Origin of the sequence: Treponema socranskii subsp. buccale (assembly GCF_024181585.1) — a bacterium.
GTDB classification, from domain to species: Bacteria; Spirochaetota; Spirochaetia; order Treponematales; family Treponemataceae; genus Treponema_D; species Treponema_D buccale.
The window spans coordinates 1,947,319-1,966,143 of record NZ_CP054258.1; the positions used below are offsets into that span (position 1 = coordinate 1,947,319).

General features: G+C 45.0%; 19 protein-coding genes and 2 tRNA genes. 5 read left to right on the top strand and 16 right to left on the bottom strand.

What is annotated here, in order from left to right; translation table 11 throughout:
* Positions 1 to 164: 164 nt before the first annotated feature.
* The 13 genes from HRI97_RS08855 to HRI97_RS08915 all read right to left on the bottom strand — a co-directional run bounded on the left by HRI97_RS08855 (position 165) and on the right by HRI97_RS08915 (position 11,783).
* The gene (locus HRI97_RS08855; RefSeq protein WP_253725106.1) at positions 165 to 1,226 is read right to left on the bottom strand and encodes a Gfo/Idh/MocA family protein; all 1,062 of its coding nucleotides are present in this window, start codon (positions 1,224 to 1,226) and stop codon (positions 165 to 167) included.
* Positions 1,219 to 2,076: a 4-hydroxy-3-methylbut-2-enyl diphosphate reductase gene (ispH, locus tag HRI97_RS08860; RefSeq protein ID WP_253725107.1), complete on the bottom strand. Its 858-nt coding sequence runs from the start codon at positions 2,074 to 2,076 to the stop codon at positions 1,219 to 1,221. Before ispH ends, HRI97_RS08855 begins: the two co-directional genes overlap by 8 nt.
* Before the next feature lie 111 nt (positions 2,077 to 2,187).
* Entirely contained in the window at positions 2,188 to 2,640 is a 453-nt protein-coding gene (locus HRI97_RS08865; RefSeq protein WP_253725108.1) for a hypothetical protein, read from the bottom strand.
* Between the two features lie 468 nt (positions 2,641 to 3,108).
* The gene (gene secF, locus HRI97_RS08870; protein WP_253725109.1) at positions 3,109 to 4,353 is read right to left on the bottom strand and encodes a protein translocase subunit SecF; all 1,245 of its coding nucleotides are present in this window, start codon (positions 4,351 to 4,353) and stop codon (positions 3,109 to 3,111) included.
* Entirely contained in the window at positions 4,353 to 6,173 is a 1,821-nt protein-coding gene (gene secD / locus HRI97_RS08875; protein WP_253725110.1) for a protein translocase subunit SecD, read from the bottom strand. Before secD ends, secF begins: the two co-directional genes overlap by 1 nt.
* 15 nt (positions 6,174 to 6,188) lie before the next feature.
* Entirely contained in the window at positions 6,189 to 6,596 is a 408-nt protein-coding gene (yajC, locus tag HRI97_RS08880; RefSeq protein WP_180485440.1) for a preprotein translocase subunit YajC, read from the bottom strand.
* 184 nt (positions 6,597 to 6,780) lie between these two features.
* Positions 6,781 to 7,626: a hypothetical protein gene (locus HRI97_RS08885; protein ID WP_253725111.1), complete on the bottom strand. Its 846-nt coding sequence runs from the start codon at positions 7,624 to 7,626 to the stop codon at positions 6,781 to 6,783.
* 11 nt (positions 7,627 to 7,637) lie between these two features.
* Positions 7,638 to 8,066, bottom strand: coding sequence for a hypothetical protein (locus HRI97_RS08890; RefSeq protein WP_253725112.1), 429 nt, complete (start codon positions 8,064 to 8,066; stop codon positions 7,638 to 7,640).
* Positions 8,066 to 8,860 (bottom strand): hypothetical protein, encoded by a 795-nt coding sequence (locus tag HRI97_RS08895; RefSeq protein WP_253725113.1) that lies wholly within the window; start codon positions 8,858 to 8,860, stop codon positions 8,066 to 8,068. The genes HRI97_RS08890 and HRI97_RS08895 overlap by 1 nt, the downstream gene beginning before the upstream one ends.
* Positions 8,857 to 9,387 (bottom strand): hypothetical protein, encoded by a 531-nt coding sequence (locus HRI97_RS08900; RefSeq protein WP_253725114.1) that lies wholly within the window; start codon positions 9,385 to 9,387, stop codon positions 8,857 to 8,859. The genes HRI97_RS08895 and HRI97_RS08900 overlap by 4 nt, the downstream gene beginning before the upstream one ends.
* Complete coding sequence (locus tag HRI97_RS08905) at positions 9,387 to 10,322, bottom strand: hypothetical protein (protein WP_253725115.1); 936 nt, start codon at positions 10,320 to 10,322, stop codon at positions 9,387 to 9,389. The genes HRI97_RS08900 and HRI97_RS08905 overlap by 1 nt, the downstream gene beginning before the upstream one ends.
* A 27-nt stretch (positions 10,323 to 10,349) precedes the next feature.
* Positions 10,350 to 11,555, bottom strand: coding sequence for an ATP-binding protein (locus HRI97_RS08910; RefSeq protein WP_253725116.1), 1,206 nt, complete (start codon positions 11,553 to 11,555; stop codon positions 10,350 to 10,352).
* Between the two features lie 57 nt (positions 11,556 to 11,612).
* On the bottom strand, positions 11,613 to 11,783 hold the full coding sequence (locus HRI97_RS08915; protein ID WP_253725117.1) for a hypothetical protein: 171 nt from the start codon (positions 11,781 to 11,783) through the stop codon (positions 11,613 to 11,615).
* 121 nt (positions 11,784 to 11,904) lie between these two features.
* Between HRI97_RS08915 and HRI97_RS08920 the strand changes: the two genes are divergently transcribed.
* A complete protein-coding gene (locus HRI97_RS08920) occupies positions 11,905 to 13,152 on the top strand; it encodes a hypothetical protein (RefSeq protein ID WP_253725118.1) in 1,248 nt (415 codons plus the stop codon).
* A gap of 85 nt (positions 13,153 to 13,237) precedes the next feature.
* Here the strand turns inward: HRI97_RS08920 and HRI97_RS08925 are convergent, their stop codons facing one another.
* Both HRI97_RS08925 and HRI97_RS08930 read right to left on the bottom strand, forming a co-directional pair.
* Entirely contained in the window at positions 13,238 to 14,101 is an 864-nt protein-coding gene (locus tag HRI97_RS08925) for a TatD family hydrolase (protein ID WP_301338884.1), read from the bottom strand.
* Between the two features lie 9 nt (positions 14,102 to 14,110).
* A tRNA-Leu gene (locus HRI97_RS08930) sits at positions 14,111 to 14,196 on the bottom strand.
* Between the two features lie 131 nt (positions 14,197 to 14,327).
* Between HRI97_RS08930 and HRI97_RS08935 the strand changes: the two genes are divergently transcribed.
* Positions 14,328 to 14,401 (top strand) — tRNA-Val (locus HRI97_RS08935).
* A 539-nt stretch (positions 14,402 to 14,940) separates the two neighbouring features.
* On the opposite strand, the gene HRI97_RS08940 is transcribed toward HRI97_RS08935, so the two are convergent.
* Complete coding sequence (locus HRI97_RS08940) at positions 14,941 to 15,192, bottom strand: GlsB/YeaQ/YmgE family stress response membrane protein (protein WP_253725120.1); 252 nt, start codon at positions 15,190 to 15,192, stop codon at positions 14,941 to 14,943.
* Between the two features lie 223 nt (positions 15,193 to 15,415).
* Between HRI97_RS08940 and HRI97_RS08945 the strand changes: the two genes are divergently transcribed.
* The 3 genes from HRI97_RS08945 (at position 15,416) to pdxA (ending at position 18,610) form a co-directional block, all read left to right on the top strand.
* Positions 15,416 to 16,186, top strand: a complete 771-nt coding sequence (locus HRI97_RS08945; protein ID WP_253725121.1) for a DeoR/GlpR family DNA-binding transcription regulator — start codon at positions 15,416 to 15,418, stop codon at positions 16,184 to 16,186.
* A gap of 13 nt (positions 16,187 to 16,199) precedes the next feature.
* Positions 16,200 to 17,495: a four-carbon acid sugar kinase family protein gene (locus HRI97_RS08950; protein ID WP_253725122.1), complete on the top strand. Its 1,296-nt coding sequence runs from the start codon at positions 16,200 to 16,202 to the stop codon at positions 17,493 to 17,495.
* A gap of 113 nt (positions 17,496 to 17,608) precedes the next feature.
* The gene (gene pdxA / locus HRI97_RS08955) at positions 17,609 to 18,610 is read left to right on the top strand and encodes a 4-hydroxythreonine-4-phosphate dehydrogenase PdxA (protein WP_253725123.1); all 1,002 of its coding nucleotides are present in this window, start codon (positions 17,609 to 17,611) and stop codon (positions 18,608 to 18,610) included.
* The last annotated feature ends 215 nt before the right edge of the window (positions 18,611 to 18,825 follow it).

The following is an 18,825-nucleotide window of genomic DNA, read 5'->3' on the forward strand; positions in this document are numbered from 1 at the left end:
CGTATTTTTGCCGCGCAAAATCCCGGTACACGAACGGACTTCGGACGAAACTTTTTTGCCATCCCGCCCTTCGCGGCTCGCTCACACTCGGCGTCCTCGCTTTGCTGCGGTCGCTGCTTCGCACCGCTTCGCGCGGGCGTAGGCTGCACTTTCATGCAATAAGCTTATGCGCAAAGTTCCGCACGGATCCGTTCGAGGATGTCGAGGGTCTGCAATCCGTCTTCGAGCGTCGATTTGAGAGGAGCGATTCCGTCGAGGAAATCGACGCAGCTTTTCACCATATTCGAAAAGCAGCGTGTCTTTTTCGGCACGGAAACTTTTTTATCTTCGGCAAGCGAATAAAATCCCGTGTACAGCTTCGCTTTTTCGCGCCGGTAAAATTTCGCATAGCCGTTTCCGACCGCGACGGCCCCTTCGGTTCCGAGTATGTCGACGCCGAACGAAAAAAAACGCGAGCGCCCGCTCATCGTAAGCGTGATGTCGGAACAGACATCGGACGCGAAATGCGCGGAAAGATTTTGCACGACAGAGGGATCGCTTTTATCGCGGTATATGCCCGTAATCGACATATTGTACAGCACGCTCCGTCTCGTTTCCGTTTCCGCGTTATCCGAATCGTCCGACAGCAAATACTGCACGATATCGACGAGGTGCGTGCCGTCGTGAAAGAGACTGTACTCGCCGGACGCTTCGTATTTTTTACCGTAGACGCGAAGACCGGAGCAGAGTTCCGCGCGCACGCGCTGAACTGCACCGATTTTTTTTATGTAGAATTTTGCCGCCGCGTAATCGTCGGCAAAGCGCCGCTCGTGGTTTACGAGCACGGGCACGCCGTATTTTTTCGCTTCGTCTGCGATCGCAAGTCCGTCTTTCATGCACAGCGCGACGGGCTTTTCCAAAATCAGTAATTTCGGCTTACTCCGTATCGCCTCGAGCGCTACTTCCACATGCGCGCTTTCATTGACCGCAACGACGACGATATCGGGATTGCAGGCGGCAAAGAGATAGCTCGCCGTATGATAAGAAGCCGCTCCTCTGCAGTACCGTTTCCACGCCGCAAGTTTTTCGGCATCGGTGTCGCAGCCTGCAATAATGCGTATACGGGGATTTTTGAGGAGAGCTGCCGTATGGCTTGCCGGCTGCTCTCGTTTTTTATCGAAACCGAGCGTAAAACCGATCCTCCCCGTACCGATTATCGCCGCAGTATATTTTTTTTTGCTACGCATCTTTATGCTCCGTAAGAGCGGCTTCGACTTCATCGATTATGTAATCGGGCGTACTCGCTCCGGCGGTAATGCCGACCCTTTTCATTTTAAAATAATCGCACGGGATCTCATCCGCCGTTTCGATCAAATCGGCGCGGCACGATTGTGCTCTTGCGGCAAGCAAAAGCCGCTTCGTATTCGCGCTGTTTTTGCCGCCGACGACGAGTACGCCGTCCACGTTCGGACAGAGCTTTAAAAGCGCATCCTGCCTTGCTTTCGTCGCGGGGCAAATCGTATGTATGACGGTGAGCGAGGGACACTTTCGTTTTAACAATTCCGCAATTTTTTCGAATTCCGTTTTGCTGAACGTCGTCTGAGAAAGGAGCACCGCTTTTTCATTTTCCGAAAGCGAAAGCGTTTCGGCTTTTTCCGCGTTTTGCACGAGCACGAAACGCTCTTTCGCGTAGCCCGCAATGCCTGCGACTTCGCCGTGTTTTTCATCGCCTGCAAACAGCACCGTGCAGCCTTTTTGCGCGTATTCGAAAGCGAGCTTTTGACTTGCGGTAACGCGGGTACAGGTCGCATCGACGACCGTACAGTTCCGGCTTTGAAGCGTTTCGATCGTTTCAGGCGGCACGCCGTGCGCGCGGATGATGACGATGCTGCCGTATTCGGCCTTTTCGGCATCGTTTTCGCCGAGCACCGAAAGCCCCTGCTTTTCAAGCGCTTCGAGGGCAAGACGGTTGTGGATGAGCGGACCGAGCGTATATACTTTTTTTCCGGGATTGTCCGAAATCGCCCTTTGCGCCGCATCGAGGGCATGGCGCACGCCGAAACAGCAGCCGAGGACATCGGAGCGGATGACAGTCATAGAGGCAGTATAACTCGAACGGGAAATTTAGTACACTGCATGATGAAAAAGAAATTATAGCGAATAATAATCGGTTCATAAAAAGATGATCGCTTCTCCGCGTTGCAACATTCAATTTCGGTTTCGACCGTTGAAATTCATGCACACCCCTGCATACAGCCTGGCCCCGAAACCGCCTCCTGTCATCTCATTTAAAGAAGCCTTTATACCTCCGTGTGTTATTCCCGCCGCATAAGCAACTCCGACAGGAACGAAAATATATGCACCGGTCGAAAGTCCGAGACGGAAGTTCGTTTTGTTCAACACCCACAACCGATACCCGCCGTGTAAAAATGCGTCCATCTGCCATGCGAGCATACCCATTTCCTCGTTTTCCGACTTTTCTGCAAAAAGCAGACGAAATTGTATCCCCTGCGAAACGATAAATGAATGATATCGATTGACGGTAAAACGCACGACCGGAGCGGCATTTACAAATGCACATACAGCCCAATCGAATACGGCAAATTGCGAAGAAATAATTTTCGAAATAAACGGTACTTCCGCCGTACGAAAAAATTCCACACCGTAATTGCATGCAATTCCGATATCCGCATGCGGAAAATTGACAAAATAAAACCCTAGATCATTGCCGATCCCCAATGCGGATTTATGAGCGAATTTATCCTTATTTACTGCAGTATAGGTGTCCGTAACAGGCACTGCGTAATAATATACGTCAAATTCCGTATCTGCAAAAATTGCGGCCGATATCAGTATCGATATACTGCATATGATAATCCATTTTTTTTTCATAACAATATTCTATTCCGTTTTCTATAAAAGAAGCAAGTGTTTTTTTTATTATTTGAAACAGTTATCCGTATGCTTATGACAGTAAATAATCAATTATGCATAGAAAGAAATGCAAATCGTTTTATAACGATTATCGCGATAAGAATGTTATAAAAAACCGTCTCAACACCAAAGGCCATAAAAAAATACCGCGCATTCCTGCGCGGCATTTTTCAAAACTGTGTCAATGAAATGCGCTTACACGCTTACTCCGACGTCGAACACGCCTTTTTGGAGTTTCAGCGAATGGTGAATGCCGTATTCCGGTTTCCAATTTTTTCGCGTCGCGGCGATAAATCCGCTCGAAATGAATATGGACGAATAACAACCGCTGACAAGTCCTACGAGAAGCGCGAGCGCAAAGTTTTTGATATCGCCCTGCGTAAACACGTAGAGGGAAGCGGCCGCAAACATCGTCGTCACCGTCGTGATGATCGAACGGCTCAGCGTATCGGTGAGCGCCTGATCGATGATGTCGGTAAATTTCTTCGTGTCTTTCATGATCGGCAAAAGCGCACGTTCGCGGTCGAGGATAACGATCGTCGCGTTGATCGAATAACCGACAATCGTCAAAATCGCCGCTACCGTCATCGTCGAAAATTCCATCTGCGACCACACGATAAACGTTATCATGACAAGCGAATCGTGGATGAGCGCGAGTACCGAGCCGAGCGCAAAGTCCCAGTGAAATCGGATCGTCGCATACAGCCATATAAGCGCAACGGCAAAGGCGAGCACGATGATCGACTGCACTGCAATCGCGCGCGAAAAATTCGAACCGATAAAATCGGTACGGACGACGACCACGTTATCGGCTCCGAATTTATTTTTCAGATTCGTCAAAACCGTATTTTGCAGATCGGCGCTCGATTTTCCGTCACCCTTATCGGCCATGCGGATTTGAAAACTCGCCGCTTCTCCCGCACCGAGCTGCTGAATCGAAATGCCTTCGATCGACGAAAGCGCTTCGCGCACTTGCGAAACGGCGACATCGATTTTTCCGGCGGAATACAAACGGTACGGAGTCGATGAAAGTTTATTCGACGCGTTCGTATCGACGAACAGATCCGCCGTCGAAGACGATGCGTTCGAATTGACTTGCGCGTGAATTCCGTCGATCGCATTGAGACTCGACGCGAGATCGGAAACCGTTTTGTTCGCGGCGAACGAAAGCGTTTCGGTTTTGTTTTCCGAACCCGTTCCGCTTATGACGACATCGATCCCCTCACCGCTCATGTCGAGGCTGACGTTCGCGCTGCCGGAATAGCTCACGTCCAAAACGGCGGGCGCGATGCGCACTTCTTCGAGCAAACCGGGACGATAGTCGAGACCGAAATTGATGCCGCGTATAAAAAATCCCGCGATGCCCGAAAGGATTATAATCGTACTGACGATCGCGCACGGAAGGAAACCTTTGCTGAAATGTATCGTCTTTCGCGTCATTATTTTACCCTCCAGCTGATGCTCACGGTATCTTTACGGAACACGTCGGTATTGAAATCGAACATGAGGTGAGAGACGAACAAGGCGGTAAATACCGAAGAAACGACGCCGATCGCCAAGCTGACCGCAAAGCCCTGAATCGCACCGCTGCCGAGCTGCGACAAAAACATCGCCGCGATAAAGGTCGTAATGTTCGAGTCCATGATCGCCCAAAACGCATTGCGGAATCCTGCGGCGATCGCTGCCGTACGTCCTTTGCCGTCGGAAAGCTCTTCTTTGATGCGCTCGAAAATGATAACGTTCGCATCGACCGCCATACCGATCGTCAAAATCATACCGGCGATACTCGAAAGCGTAATCGTCATATTGAACGCCGAGAGCACCGAAAATACGATGTAGAGGTTGAGGATCTGCGCAACGCACGCGTTGACGCCCGCACCTTTATAGTAGACGAGCATAAAAAACATAATCGCACCGAGGCCGACCAACACCGCAATGATACCCATCCGCTTCGCCTTCTGTCCGAGAGAGGCGCCGATGACTTGCTGGCTTTCGACCGAAAGCGGCACGGAAAGCCACGCGGTCTGCAGCACTTTTTGCAGCGTCTGCGCTTCTTCGAGATTGAAACCCGTTATCGCAACGCGGCCGCCGGTGATCGCGTTTTCGATCGTCGCCGCCGAGCGGATTCTGTTGTCGTTTACAATGGCGAGCCGCTCGCCGACGTGAGCCGACGTAAACTCGCCGAAAATCACGGCACCGTCGCCGTCGAGCACGAAATCGACTTCGGGACGGTTCGTTAAATTGCTCGAACCGACTTCCGCCGATTTGATATGCCGGCCGTCGAGCGCAATCTCTTTTTTTACGGCAAGCCAGCCGATCCGATCTTCGAGACCGTAGTCGTCGTTTTGATAGAGGCCGAGCACTTCACAGTCGGCGGGAATAACGGAAGCGTCGAGCAGCGTACCGTCGGAAGCGAAGACGTTTCCGGGATTTTGCAAATAATAATTATTAAATGCTTGAGTTGCCGCATCGTCGACGAGTCGGAAATTCAAAATGCCCTTTCCCATGATGATCGTATTGATCGCATCCGCTTCCGCAGCTCCCGGGATTTCGATATAGATGCGGTCTTCGCCCTGCTGTCGGATCACCGGAGACGTGAGACCGAAGCGGTCAATCCTGCTCGAAAGCGAGTCGATCGCCTGCTGCATCGCGTTCGCTTTGAGCGTCGCGCTCGATTCGGCCGTATCGGCTCCTTCCTGATTTTTTACGGCGGCGTCCAGATCGGCTTTGACGATGATGTTCATACCGCCGGACAGATCGAGTCCGAGCTTTACCGAATTCTGATATTGCTTTTTCGCTTTTAAAATAGTGTCGCGATAGCGGGCCTGCACCGCTTCTCGGAATTCCTGTTCGCTTGAAAATGCGTTGAGTACCGCGCTTTTCGTCAAAGGCGACGGCACTTTCGACTCCCTGTTTCTATAGGTCCGCGAGACAATCTTTTTTATCCAATTGAGCACCGCGCTTTTCGGCGACGATTCTTTTACGTCCATATTTTTATAGTTCCGCACGACGATCTTTTTTATCCAGCCGTAGGATTTATCGAGTGGGGCGTTCGGATCTTTTCGCGCCGCATCCGTAAACGCCTTTACATCGTCGGACGCTTTTACGGTCGCGTAATCTTTAATGCTCTGCAGGGAGCCGAGTGCGAGCGCTTTCATCTCTTTCGGCGTGCCGTAGTACCAGCTGATCGACGGCCACAGAAAAGCGAAACAAACGGCAAGCACCGCAAGCAGGATTACAAAACGAGTACGTTTATTCATGCTGACAGCTCCGTTTTATTTCTTTTCCTCTGAAGGTTTTTCCGAAGATTTTTCCGCATCGGCGTCGGAAGATTTTTTCGCGTCTTTTGCAGGAGCTTCGGGATTTTCGATTGCGGCGACAGCGCTCCGCGTAAATTTGATCTTTGTCGTATCGTCCACTTTCACGATGACGTTTTTTTCGTCAACCGAAGAAACGACGCCGTGAATGCCGCCTATCGTAACGACTTTATCGCCTTTTTTCAGCGCGTCGAGCATCTTCTGCGTTTCTTTTTGCTTTTTGCTCTGCGGGCGGATAAGGAAAAAATAAAAAATAACGACGAGCAGCACCATCATCACGATCGATGACATAAAACCGCCGGTTGTCGACGCGCCGCCTGCCGCACCGCCTTCGGCTGCGCCCATTAAAAAAGGAATAAACGACATTGTATAGCCCCTTCATTTTATTAAAATTTGACAAAAATGCCAGTTTTATAAGCATATCACGAGAGAAGTCGGCGCGTCAAGAGCGATACCGGCGATGCGAAAACGGCGATACATCCGTTCGCGCGATAATTTTGCCGTTGTAAAAAAACGGAAAGTTTAAATCGAACGTCTGAAATAGCGCCGTTCAATTTAAACCTTCTTTTGCCCCTGCAAAAATCAGTCCGTCGGGCGGCGTGTCTTCTTCCGCTTCCCAGATTTCTTCCAGCATTTCGTATTTTTGCATTTTTTCGTCATAAGCCCAAAACTGAGCATGATAATGCGTCGGCCAGTCTTTCGGTCGATCATAGCTGATGATTCTAAGACCGACTTTTCCTTTATATTCTACGAAATCGTAAGGAAAGGGCTTAGGGGTGAACCATTCATCATCAAACATAGATTTATCATTTGGCTCCCCTGTTAATATAGATGGATTCCAATCATAAAAACCGAAATACGATTGAGAAAAAACAGTTTTCCATTCATTACCTATGTATTTTGTTATCACGAATCCGCTGGATGAGTTTATTTCTGCCTGCCCGAAGTTTAGAATTTCTTCATTTCCATCATTATCGATATCTACTATAAAAATCAAACAATTATTTAATTTATATGAATTAAACTGTTTATAAAAGTTTGAATTTTCATAATTATAAAAAAACGCTGTATCAATTATTTTTTCATTTTTTATTGTAAGCTCTTCCAATTCTGAAAAGTATTTATTAGGATAGATCGAGTTTACAATCTTAAATTTATTATTTTCTCTCACTACTATCGGACAAGTAATTCCTTTTCTTTTATAAGTATAATCCCAATGTCTGCTAGTAAAATAAGCAAAATAATAGTTTGAAAATTGATTATTAACTTTTAAAGGCCTCGTATATTCCAGCGTTTCGCCGCTATCCATCAATTCTTGAATTTCTTTTTTATAAGATTGTGCTTCAATAAAAAATAATAAGAAAAGAATAATTATTGATAAGAACTTCTTTTTCATTTATAAATTCCTCACTTAAATTGATTTATATATGTCAAATCCTTTTGAAATAACTGTTTAGTATTATAACACAGCTTAATTGGGTTAGCATTAAAAGCCTGATATATAGAACAAATATCAATAAAACTACCAATATTTGCCACTTTTACTTTGTCTATTGTATAAGTTGTTACATTACAATCCGGTCTGATTGTTGCAAAATGCGGCGCTCCATATCTAAATGTAGAATCTTTATAACAAGCGATTACCACATATCCTTGGGTTGCCAGTTTTTGTGCCTGTTCAAGATTTATTTCCTTTATTCCTGTTGTTTCGTTTTTACTTGCTTCTTCAAGAATATCGCACCAATAGTTACTTGGCTTTTGATAGTAAAAAAAAGAATTTTCATGTTTTTTTCCCTTAGATACCATCACAACATATCCTTGATTTGTTGATTTCATTAATCGGAGAAACTCTTTATAGGAGGTACAAAAATCAGTCCGTCAGGCGGCGTGTATTCTTCCGCTTCCCAGATTTCTTCCAACATTTCATATTTTTGCGTTTTTTCGTCATAAGCCCAAAACTGAGCATGATAATGCGTCGGCCAGTCTTTCGGTCGATCATAACAAATAATTCTTAGACCTATCTTTCCTTTATATTCTACGAAATCGTAAGGGAAGGGCTTAGGGGTGAACCATTCTTCCGCTAAGTAGTTTTTATCTGAATAGAAATCATCCCAGCCGAAATAGCACTCATTAAAGATTTCTTTCCATACGCCATTTATATATTTATATATACTCAATCCACTAGGATTAGAACCCGTATACGGATAACCAAAGTAAATGACTTCATCTTCATTATCATTATTAATATCAAAAATAAAAGAAGATGTATTACGAAGTCTGGATTTTTCTAACTGTTTTTGTAAATTCGAATTCAAATAATTTGAAAAAAAAACGGTTTTTTTTAGAAAAAGAGGTTCGTCATGATCTAAGTAATTGAAAACGTCAGCATCATCAATTAATTGCTTGTAAATAGAGAAAGAAAAATGATTAGTAGTTGTTGTCTTTATACTAATATTATTATATTTTTTTATTATGGAATAATGGTTTTTCTCTTCTTTAATATAAAATGAATATTTTGAGTCGGAAATGGAAATCTTCTTAAGAAATGAAATATCGTTATTCAATGGTTCTTCTGAAAATAATGCTAACATTATTATGCAGTGAATAAATAATAATAATTTTTTTTTCATGTTTTTTTCCTTAAAAATGATTTAATAGAATCAAGATCTTTATTAAACTGTTGTTTTTCGTTGTAATAAAACGATATATCTCTAGTGCCAAAACAATTTGGCTCAGAAATATTCATAACTTTATTTTCACTACCAACATTTGCCACTTGAACCTCACTAGGTTCATATGTTGTTATATTAAAATTTGGTCTAACTGTTGCAAAGTGAGGGGATGTTGGGTTATTTCCATGTCTAAAATTATTATTTTTATAACAAGCGATTACCACATATCCTTGGTTTGCCAGTTTTTGTGCCTGTTCAAGATTTATTTCTTTTATTCCTGTTGTTTCGTTTTTACTTGCTTCTTCAAGAATATCGCACCAATAGTTACTAATTTTATAATAATAAAAAAAAGAATTTTTATGTTTTTTTTCTAAATTATCATTAAGAATACTTTCTAGGTTATTGCACCCTGGAAATAATCGTTTTTTTTCATGTTTTTTTCCCTTAGATACCATCACAACATATCCTTGATTTGTTGATTTCATTAATCGGAGAAACTCTTTATAGGAGGTACAAAAATCAGTCCGTCCGGCGGCGTGTCTTCTTCTGCTTCCCAGATTTCTTCCAGCATTTCATATTTTTGCATTTTTTCGTCATAAGCCCAAAACTGAGCATGATAATGCGTCGGCCAGTCTTTCGGTCGATCATAACAAATAATTCTTAGACCTATCTTTCCTTTATATTCTACGAAATCGTAAGGGAAGGGCTTAGGGTTGTACCATTCTTCTTTTGTATAATTTTCATCTGACCAGAATTCCTCCCAGCCAAAAAAAGCTGAACACAAAACTTCTTTCCATTCTTGATTGACATATTTGTAAATAATAAAATATGTAGCTAAAGAACTTGCATGTATACTCTCTAATGAAAAAATCTCGTCATTTCCATCTGTATCAATATCTTTAATATAGCTGAGCGTGTTTTCAATTCTATTTGCTTCACATTGAAAATAAAAATTTGAATCGTAATAATTACTGAAATAATTCGGTTTGTGTAAAAATCCGGGAAAACGATAATCCATCATATCAAAAATACAATTGGATTTGTCAGTATTGAATTCGATTTTTTGTATCCAAACGGAACTTTGCTCCAATAATTTGTTATCAGATAATTCATACAAATAACTATAAATTACTTCGGGATTATAAACATAATACCAGGCAATATAATAAAAATCTTTGTCAAAAGATGATAAAATCACCTTTTTTGTAGAAACAACTTTCGTAGCGCTCATTTCCCGAATTTTTTGATCCGTCAAATCATAGGGAAACCGCATCATCTTGTAGGGATCGTTTTTTATCTTTTTTAATTCATATTCTTTTTGGGTACTTAAAATTTGTTCAAATTTCCTTTCCAAATCGCCGCAGAAACAATTTGAGCAAATAAAAATTAAAAAAAATAATGAAGTCAATATTTTTTTCATAACCTTCCTTTCCTCATCCCCTTTTCTCTACACCGTCTCCGATAAAAAATCGACGATGTTTTTATGAATAATGCCGTCCCTGCCGAAATCGACTCGATCCATGGACAGCACGTATTTCGGAAAATTGTCTTCAATCGATTTATACATCCCGAATTCACGCTCGCGCGTTTTTTCGTCGGTCAACATATAGGCGACCTGATAATAAAAAATCCGATCGTTTTTTTGTGCAATAAAATCGATTTCCCTGTCTTTCAGTTTTCCGATTTTTACCTCATAGCCCCTCGACGCAAGTTCGATAAACACGATATTTTCCAGCGTTCGTTCGATATCCTTTGTGTTGGAAAATCCCTGCGCCTGTCGGAACCCGTGATCGGTTACATAATATTTTTCATCCACTTTGAGGATTTTTTTGCCAGCCATATCATAGCGCGGAACTTTTTTAATGATAAAAGCGTTTTTGCAATATTCCAAATAATTTAAAATCGTATCGATTGAAATGTTCCGTTTTTCGTTTTTAAAATAATTTTTAATGCCGTTTGCCGAAAAGGTGTGCCCGATGTTTTCAAGCACATAGGATAAAATGCGGTTAAACCCGTCGACATCCCGAATATTGTTGTACTGCAAAACGTCTTTGACCAATACGGTATTATACACATCGTTCAAATATTTAAAACAGGGAGAAGCATCCAAATCGAAATAGTGCAAAAAAGGCATTCCGCCGATCTGCAAAAATTTGTCGAACAGCGCTTCTTTAGATATTTTTTTATTTTTAAAAACCTGCACAAATTCGCCGAAGGTAAACGGATAAATTTCAAAGGTCGTATACCGCCCCGAAAGCAGTGTTGCAAGATCACCCGAAATAAGCGTTGAGTTCGATCCCGTTATGTAAATGTCGCAATTTGTATCCACGTTGAGACTGTTGACGACTTTTTCCCAGCCTGCAACCGTTTGTATTTCGTCGAAGAAAAAATATAGTTTCTTTTTTGTTTTTTGAATTATAGGCTGCAAATAAGCGCGCAAAGCCTTTGCGGTAGTTATATCGAAAAGTTCGGACGACTCGAAATTGAGGTATATTTTATTTTTGTCGGATATATTTTTTAAAACTTCGTCTTTTATTATCGTTAAAAGCGTGGACTTTCCGACCCGCCTCATACCGGTCAACACTTTAATAACCGGCTTGTCTACGAATTGCGCAATCTGCTTTATATACTTCGGTCTGATAATGCGATCCATAAAAGAACCTCCAACAACATAAAAGCGCAACCTTTCGGACGGCGGTTTTTGCCTTAGCTATCCGATTTTACATACTTCGATTATAGTCGAAACAATCGATAAAATCAACACAATTTCGATTATAGTCGATAAAATCGAAACCTTGTATACGACTTCGATCATAGTCGAAACGGTATCGCCGATCTGCCGAAAGCTATCTTTTCGGACTGCGCCTTCAAAACTCAACATTCGTCCTTGTAAAAATACCGCTTTGCTGACATACTATAGGGCATCTCTAAAAACTGCAGTTTTTAGAGGTTCCCTATAAGAGTAAAAACCGTGGTTCTATAGAATTGTACGGGAGGCCGCAATGAAAAAACGTTTTTTTATTTTCGTCCTGTTCTTTACTTTTTGCAAGATTTTTTGCTTTGACATACAGTATATCGATACGTCAAAAATAAAAAAGGTGCAAAAATATGCCGATGAACTCGATTTTTTGTACAAAAATGCGCCGTTTTTAAGCGGGTTCATTCCCGATGAATATTGGAAGGCGCCGATATCCAAAGCCGAGTACAGGGAAAAACTTAAAGGTATTCTCAAAATACTTTCCGAATATCCGGAAAATAAAAATCAGGAATATTTGCTTTTAAAAGCTTATGTATGCGAAGCTCTGTATCATTTGGATGCCGACGATTCTTATGAAGAAACCGTACGAGCCTATAATGCAATAGATAAACTGAAAGACAAAGATTACCGCTATAAGTGGTTTTCAGGTTTATTTTATGCGCATGCCGGCAGACCTTTTGAAGCGATAAAGCAATTTGAATATATTTTAGAACGGATTCCGCGGGAAAAACTTCATCCCGATTTTATCGCCGATTATGCATATGCTGAATTATTGGCTTTGATGCCCAAAAGAGCGATTTCGGATTTACTGTATTATTATGATGCAACCGGCTTGGATCCGGCAAAAGATAAGCTGCTGCTGAATTTACAAGGTAATTTTATTGATTATAAGGACGGAGAAGAGGTTCCCTTTACGGAGGTTTTTCTTCCCGTGGAACGGGAAAGCGGCAAGGGCTTTTTTTCGCGCTTACTCGGATTATGGCTTCCGCTCGCTTCCGATGACCAACCCCGTTTTTCCAACCTCTCCGACGGCAGCGTATCGATTCAAATACGGGTTCCGATAAAAGCGGTACAATATTCGGATTCTACCTACTCTATAATGATCACTTCGTTTTTATCAAATGATAAAAAAGTTACCCGCATCATTGAATCTCTGCCCAATAGAAAAAAGATTACGCTTGCGGTATCCGATCGATATGAAATCTATGAGTATTCAAATATGCAGGAATATATAAGGTTCGGCGGTATGCACGGTCTTCTTGCGATTGTAAGAGCGCCCTATAACCGTGCGCTGGAAACGGAAATAGAAGAACCGCTTAAAGCAAGCTCATCCGGAGATGCCCAAGGGTTTCATATTTTGCCATTCAAAAAAGAATTTAATCGTTATAAAGGGGAACTTATACATATCATTCTGCTTGATTCCGCCGAAGGTTTTTATAAAGAATCCGTATCGAGATACATCGATTTATTGAACAATATGCAGATAAAATAATCGGTCGTCTTTACCGCGCAAACGTCGGACTTAAACTACTGCACGCAACGCAAAATACGACAAAAGCGATATCGTCCCGCGCTGCCTATCCTTCGAGCACAAAGAGACGGCGGCAGTTTTCATCGACGATTTCACTCAGCGCTTCGGGACTTAGGTTTCGCGCTTTTGCGACATAGCGGTAAACGTGTTCGACAAAAAGCGGCGTATTCGTTTTGCCGCGATACGGAACGGGAGCAAGGTACGGGGAATCGGTTTCGCAGAGGATCCTGTCCGAGGGAACGCAGCTCAAAAGCTTTTGCATTTCGTCCGCTTTGCCGCGCTTTGCGTACGTAACCGAACCGCTGAAACTGATGTACCAGCCGCAGTCGAGAAAGGCGCGCGCTTCTTCGATGCCGTACGAAAAACAGTGGATGATCCCTCTGTCGTATTTCGAATTTTTTATGCACCGATACGTATCTTCAAAACCGTCGCGGCTGTGCACGACAATCGGAAGCTTGAGTTTTTTTGCAAGCTCGATCTGCATTTCAAAAAGCTCGCACTCCCCTTCCCTCATCGCCCGATCGGAATCGCTTTCATATTTTCCGCCGGCGGACGGATTCCAATGCCGGTCGATGCCGCACTCTCCTATAGCTGCGATCTTTTCGGAAAACGAAGCGATATCTTTTTCGAGCGTTTCCGTCATCTCTTTCCGATGCATAATCGCGTCGGAAGAAGGCCACAAGCCCGCAGTATAATGCAGCATGCGCCGGGCATTTTTTTGCAGTTCTCCGCTTACGAGTGAAAGCGCTTTTTCCAGTGCGGCTTTTCGCGCAGACAAATCGCCGCTTTCGGTACCGATGTCGAGCGCAAAAAGACAATTGCGCTTTGCCATTTCGGAAAGGATTTCCGCGCCGTCGCTGCCCGTGCGTTCGCACATTTTGAAAAAATGAAAATGAGTATCCGAAAACATAAAGGCTTTTGCCAGGAACCGGAATCGAACCGGCACGGCATTTAACTGCCGAGGGATTTTAAGTCCCTTGTGTCTACCAATTCCACCATCCTGGCGACACATGCGCTCCACTATAACTTGTATGCCGATTTTTGTAAATAACCCGATTGAATTCCGGATAAAATAAATCCGCATCTTGACGAAACATTCGATATCCGATAGAGTAATCACTACACCGCTTTCAGGTGCGCGATTAGCTCAGTTGGTTAGAGTACAAGCATGACACGCTTGGGGTCACTAGTTCGATTCTAGTATCGCGCATCGGAAAGCGGTATTTTTATTTTCCCGAGTCGATAGCGGGCGCGTTTCGATAAGTTCGTATCCACGAGCCGCGCTATTTCAGCGGCGCTTTTAAACCTTCTTTGAAATGCGGCATTGCAGAAAATATCAATTTTCGAAAATGCCGCGTTAGTGCGCGAGAGCGCACACGTATATGAGCGAGTTTTCATAAGAAAACTCGAAGTTAAAAGCGCCGCGCCATTTCAGCGGCTCGTTTAAACCTTCCTTAAAATTCAACAGTCGAACAAAATATCAATTTTGGAGACTGTTGAATTGGTGCGCGAGCGCGCACACGTACATCCGCGAGTTTTCTGCAAGAAAACTCGAAGTTAAACGAGACGCGCCATTTCAGCGGCTCGTTTAAACCTTCCTTAAAATTCAACAGTCGAACAAAATATCAATTTTGGAGACTGTTGAATTGGTGCGCGAGCGCGCACACGTACATCCGCGAGTTTTCTGCAAGAAAACTCGAAGTTAAACGAGACGCGCCATTTCAGCGGCTCGTTTAAACTTTTCCACGTTTAGAATTTTTTACCCATGATCGCGCGGACAGCTGCGATAAAGATGCACGAACCTGCAACGCCGATGATTATCGAAGAAGCGAATCCCCCTCCGCCGATGTTAAGCGCATTCGCAACGGCGGAACCGACAATCGAACCGATGATGCCGATCAGACAGTTCATCCAAAACCCGTGTTTGCTTTTCATAAAAATTCCGGCAAGCCATCCGATAAGCGCGCCGATTACAATCGTAAAAATAATTATCATTGCCATAACAATACCTCGTGCTCAGTATAGCATATAATCGGATTTTCGGCTATTCCACCGCAAGAGTCGATTAAAGAGGCTATGCAATTTGAGCGGACAAAGCGATCAGCACGCATAGACCGGCTGAATACAGCAAAAAAAATACAGTAAAAAAATCCTTGACAGGTTTTGACGGCAGGTTTATAATCAAACAAGTTCGAACATAATCGAACAACAAGAAACGTACAAAATGATGAAAAAAAATGCAGTAAAAACGTTGGAAATAGAACGGGAACGCTATATCTTGGATAAAATCAAAACGGCGGGCTCCGTTCAAGTGGATTCTCTCGCAAAAGAGCTCGACGTAAGCGCGATGACAATTCGCAGAGATTTGACGAGTTTAAAAACGCGCGGCCTCATCAACCGTTGCCACGGAGGGGCGATCATCAAACAGGAAACGCCGTATTACAACAAAAAAGTTTCCAACGCCGCCGAAAAATGCAGAATCGCAAATGCGGCGATAAAGCTCATCAAGGCGAACGATACCGTCTTTTTCGATGCGGGAACGACGACGTATCAAATCGCACAGCTCATCGCCGACAGAGAAGACGTAACGGTCATCACCGACGACTTACAGATCGCGATGATGCTGTCGCAGAGCAGGACAAACGTATACGTCTGCGGCGGATATATTCAAAAGACGACCGGATGTGTGATGGGTATGTTTGCCGAACGGATAATCGAAAACTTTCTTATCGACGCGGCGTTTATCGGAACGGCTGCGATCGACGAAGATTTTACCGTACGTACGCCGACGCTCGAAAAAGTCGCGCTGAAGCGAAAGATTGTCGAAAACAGCGACCGCTCGTATCTCGTCGCGGACAAAGAAAAATTCGATAAGCGGGCGACGATCAAAATCAATACGCTTGCCGACTATACCGGTGTCATCACCGATAAAAAATTCACGGAAAAGGAGCTGATCGCGCTGCGCAAAAAACGCATCAGCGTGATCGCCGTATAATGAGGGAGGAATTATGCCGCAGTGTTTAATCATAGCAGACGATTTGACGGGAGCAAACGCGACCGGCGTGCTGTTGCATAAAGCGGGCTACAGCGCATACACCGTTTTACAGCTCGACGGAGCGCAAGGCATACAGGATGAATGCGACTGCCTTCTGTATCCGACAAACAGCAGAAGCCGCACGAGTGAAGAAGCGTACCGGCGCGTGTTCGAAGCGACAAAAAAATTAAAAAGCGTCGATACGAAAGTATATGCCAAACGCATCGACAGTACGCTCAGGGGAAATCTCGGCCGGGAAACGGATGCGATGCTCGACGCGCTCGGAGGAAACTACACCGCCCTCGTAGCTCCGAGTTTTCCGTCGTCCGGACGAATCGTCTGCGGCGGATATATGCTCGTCAATTCGGTACCGCTCCATAAAACGAGCGCGGCCGTCGATCCGAAAAACCCGATCGATACGTCCCGCGTCGAAGACATATTTCGCAGGCAGTCGAAATATCCCGTCGCGTCCGTCGATTTGGGGGAATTACGTAAAGGCAAAGCATACGTCGCCGAGCGCATAACGGCGCTTGCAAAAGAAGGTATACGTACGATCCTGTTCGACTGCATCACCGACGACGATTTGGAGCTGATCGCCGGTGCGGGAATCGCTGCGGGCATTCCGTTTATAAGCGTCGGCCCGGGACCGTTTACCGCGGCGCTCGTCAAAAGTACCGTCGTCCCCCGGACAAAAAATGAAGACGGATCCGTACTGCTCGTAATCGGAAGCGTAAACGCCGTAGCAAAAACGCAGATCGACGAAGTGCTTCCGTCGCGCGATATCTTCGTATCGCTCGTAAAGATCGAAGAACTTATAAAAAGCGACGAAGCACGACAAGCGGAAATAGAGCGCAATATACGATCGATTGCGGCGGCCGCTCAGCAATTCCGCATCTACGCGCTTATCGGAGAGGGTATAGATCCCGACAAGCGAGTCGATTTTACAAAATACGAAAAGCTGACGAATCGTACGTCCGACGAACTGTCGGATATCGTCAACTCGTCGTTCGCAGCTATGACTGCAGGAATTTTGCGACGGCAAAACGACGTCAAAGCGCTTTACACGAGCGGAGGCGATATAACGCTCGCCGTCTACGATGCGCTTCGCGTATCGAGCATCAAGCTGCATACGGAAGTGCTGCCGCTTGCCGCCTACGGAGAACTGTGCGGGGGAGAATTCGACGGTTTGAAAGTGATTACAAAGGGCGGCATGGCCGGCGATAAATATGCGCTCAAAGACTGCATCGCGTATTTGACTACGCATATTTAAATGGTGCCGCCTGAGCGCATCGGGCATGATCGGGCGCATCTTCGGAAAGCTGCAGCGTTGTGCAGCCGTAGAGAAATTATTAATTTGAAAACAATTTTAAGGGGGAAAATACTATGGCAAGACCTTTTATTGCGATTCCGATCGGAGACCCCGCAGGTATCGGGCCGGAAATCGTTGCGAAAGCCGTCGCGGACAAAGACACGTGTGCCGCGGCAAAATGCGTCGTGATCGGCGACAAAAAAATCATGGAAGGCGCGATACGGATTACCAAAGTGCCGCTTTCGATACGCTGCATCGAAAATCCCGAAGACGGCGACTACCGCGAAAACGTACTCAACCTCATCGACTTCGACAATATCGATATGGCAAGGTTTAAAATCGGTAAAGTCGACGGCATGTGCGGAAAAGCCGCATACGATTATATCGAAAAAAGCATTTCGCTCGCGATGGAACATAAAGTCGCGGCCGTCGCTACGACTCCGATCAACAAAGAAGCGCTCAAAGCGGGAGGCGTACCCTTTATCGGCCACACGGAAATCTTCGGAGCGCTGACGCACACGAGCGATCCGCTTACGATGTTCGAAGTGCGCGGCCTGCGCGTTTTCTTTTTGACGCGGCACGTATCTCTCATCGAAGCGTGCAAGATGGTAAAAAAAGAGCGCATCATCGATTACGTAAAGCGCTGTCTCGACGCGCTCAAAAAACTCGGCGTGACCGAAGGCACGATGGCCGTCGCGGGATTGAATCCGCATTCGGGCGAACACGGACTGTTCGGAACCGAAGAAGTGACGGATGTAACGCCTGCGGTCGAAGCGCTCCAAAAAGAGGGTTATCCCGTCGCAGGCCCCGTCGGAGCGGATTCCGTCTTCCATCTCGCGCTCACCGGCAAATTCAACAGCGTCCTCTCGCTCTACCACGATCAGGGACACATCGCGACGAAAACGCTCGATTTCGAGCGTACGATTTCGGTTACCGGCGGCATGCCGATTCTCCGCACGTCCGTCGATCACGGCACTGCAATGGACATTGCCGGCACGGGAAAGGCGAGTGCGGTGAGTATGATAGAAGCGATCCGCCTCGCGGTAAAGTATTCGCCGAATTTTATTAACGGGTGATTATGCGGATTGGAGCCGTATAACATAACAACGTTTTATAGGAGGTACGATAAAAAGCGCCGTCCGAAATAGCGCCGTCGCTGGAGTCTAGAGCCGAAAAACACTGAAGCGTTTTTCTTTTATCGGAAACACTCGCGATTTCTGTGCATTGCTCGAAATCGCAGCGTTCTTATCTCGAGTTTGCGTGGATGTTTGCAGAAGCCGTGTATAAGTGC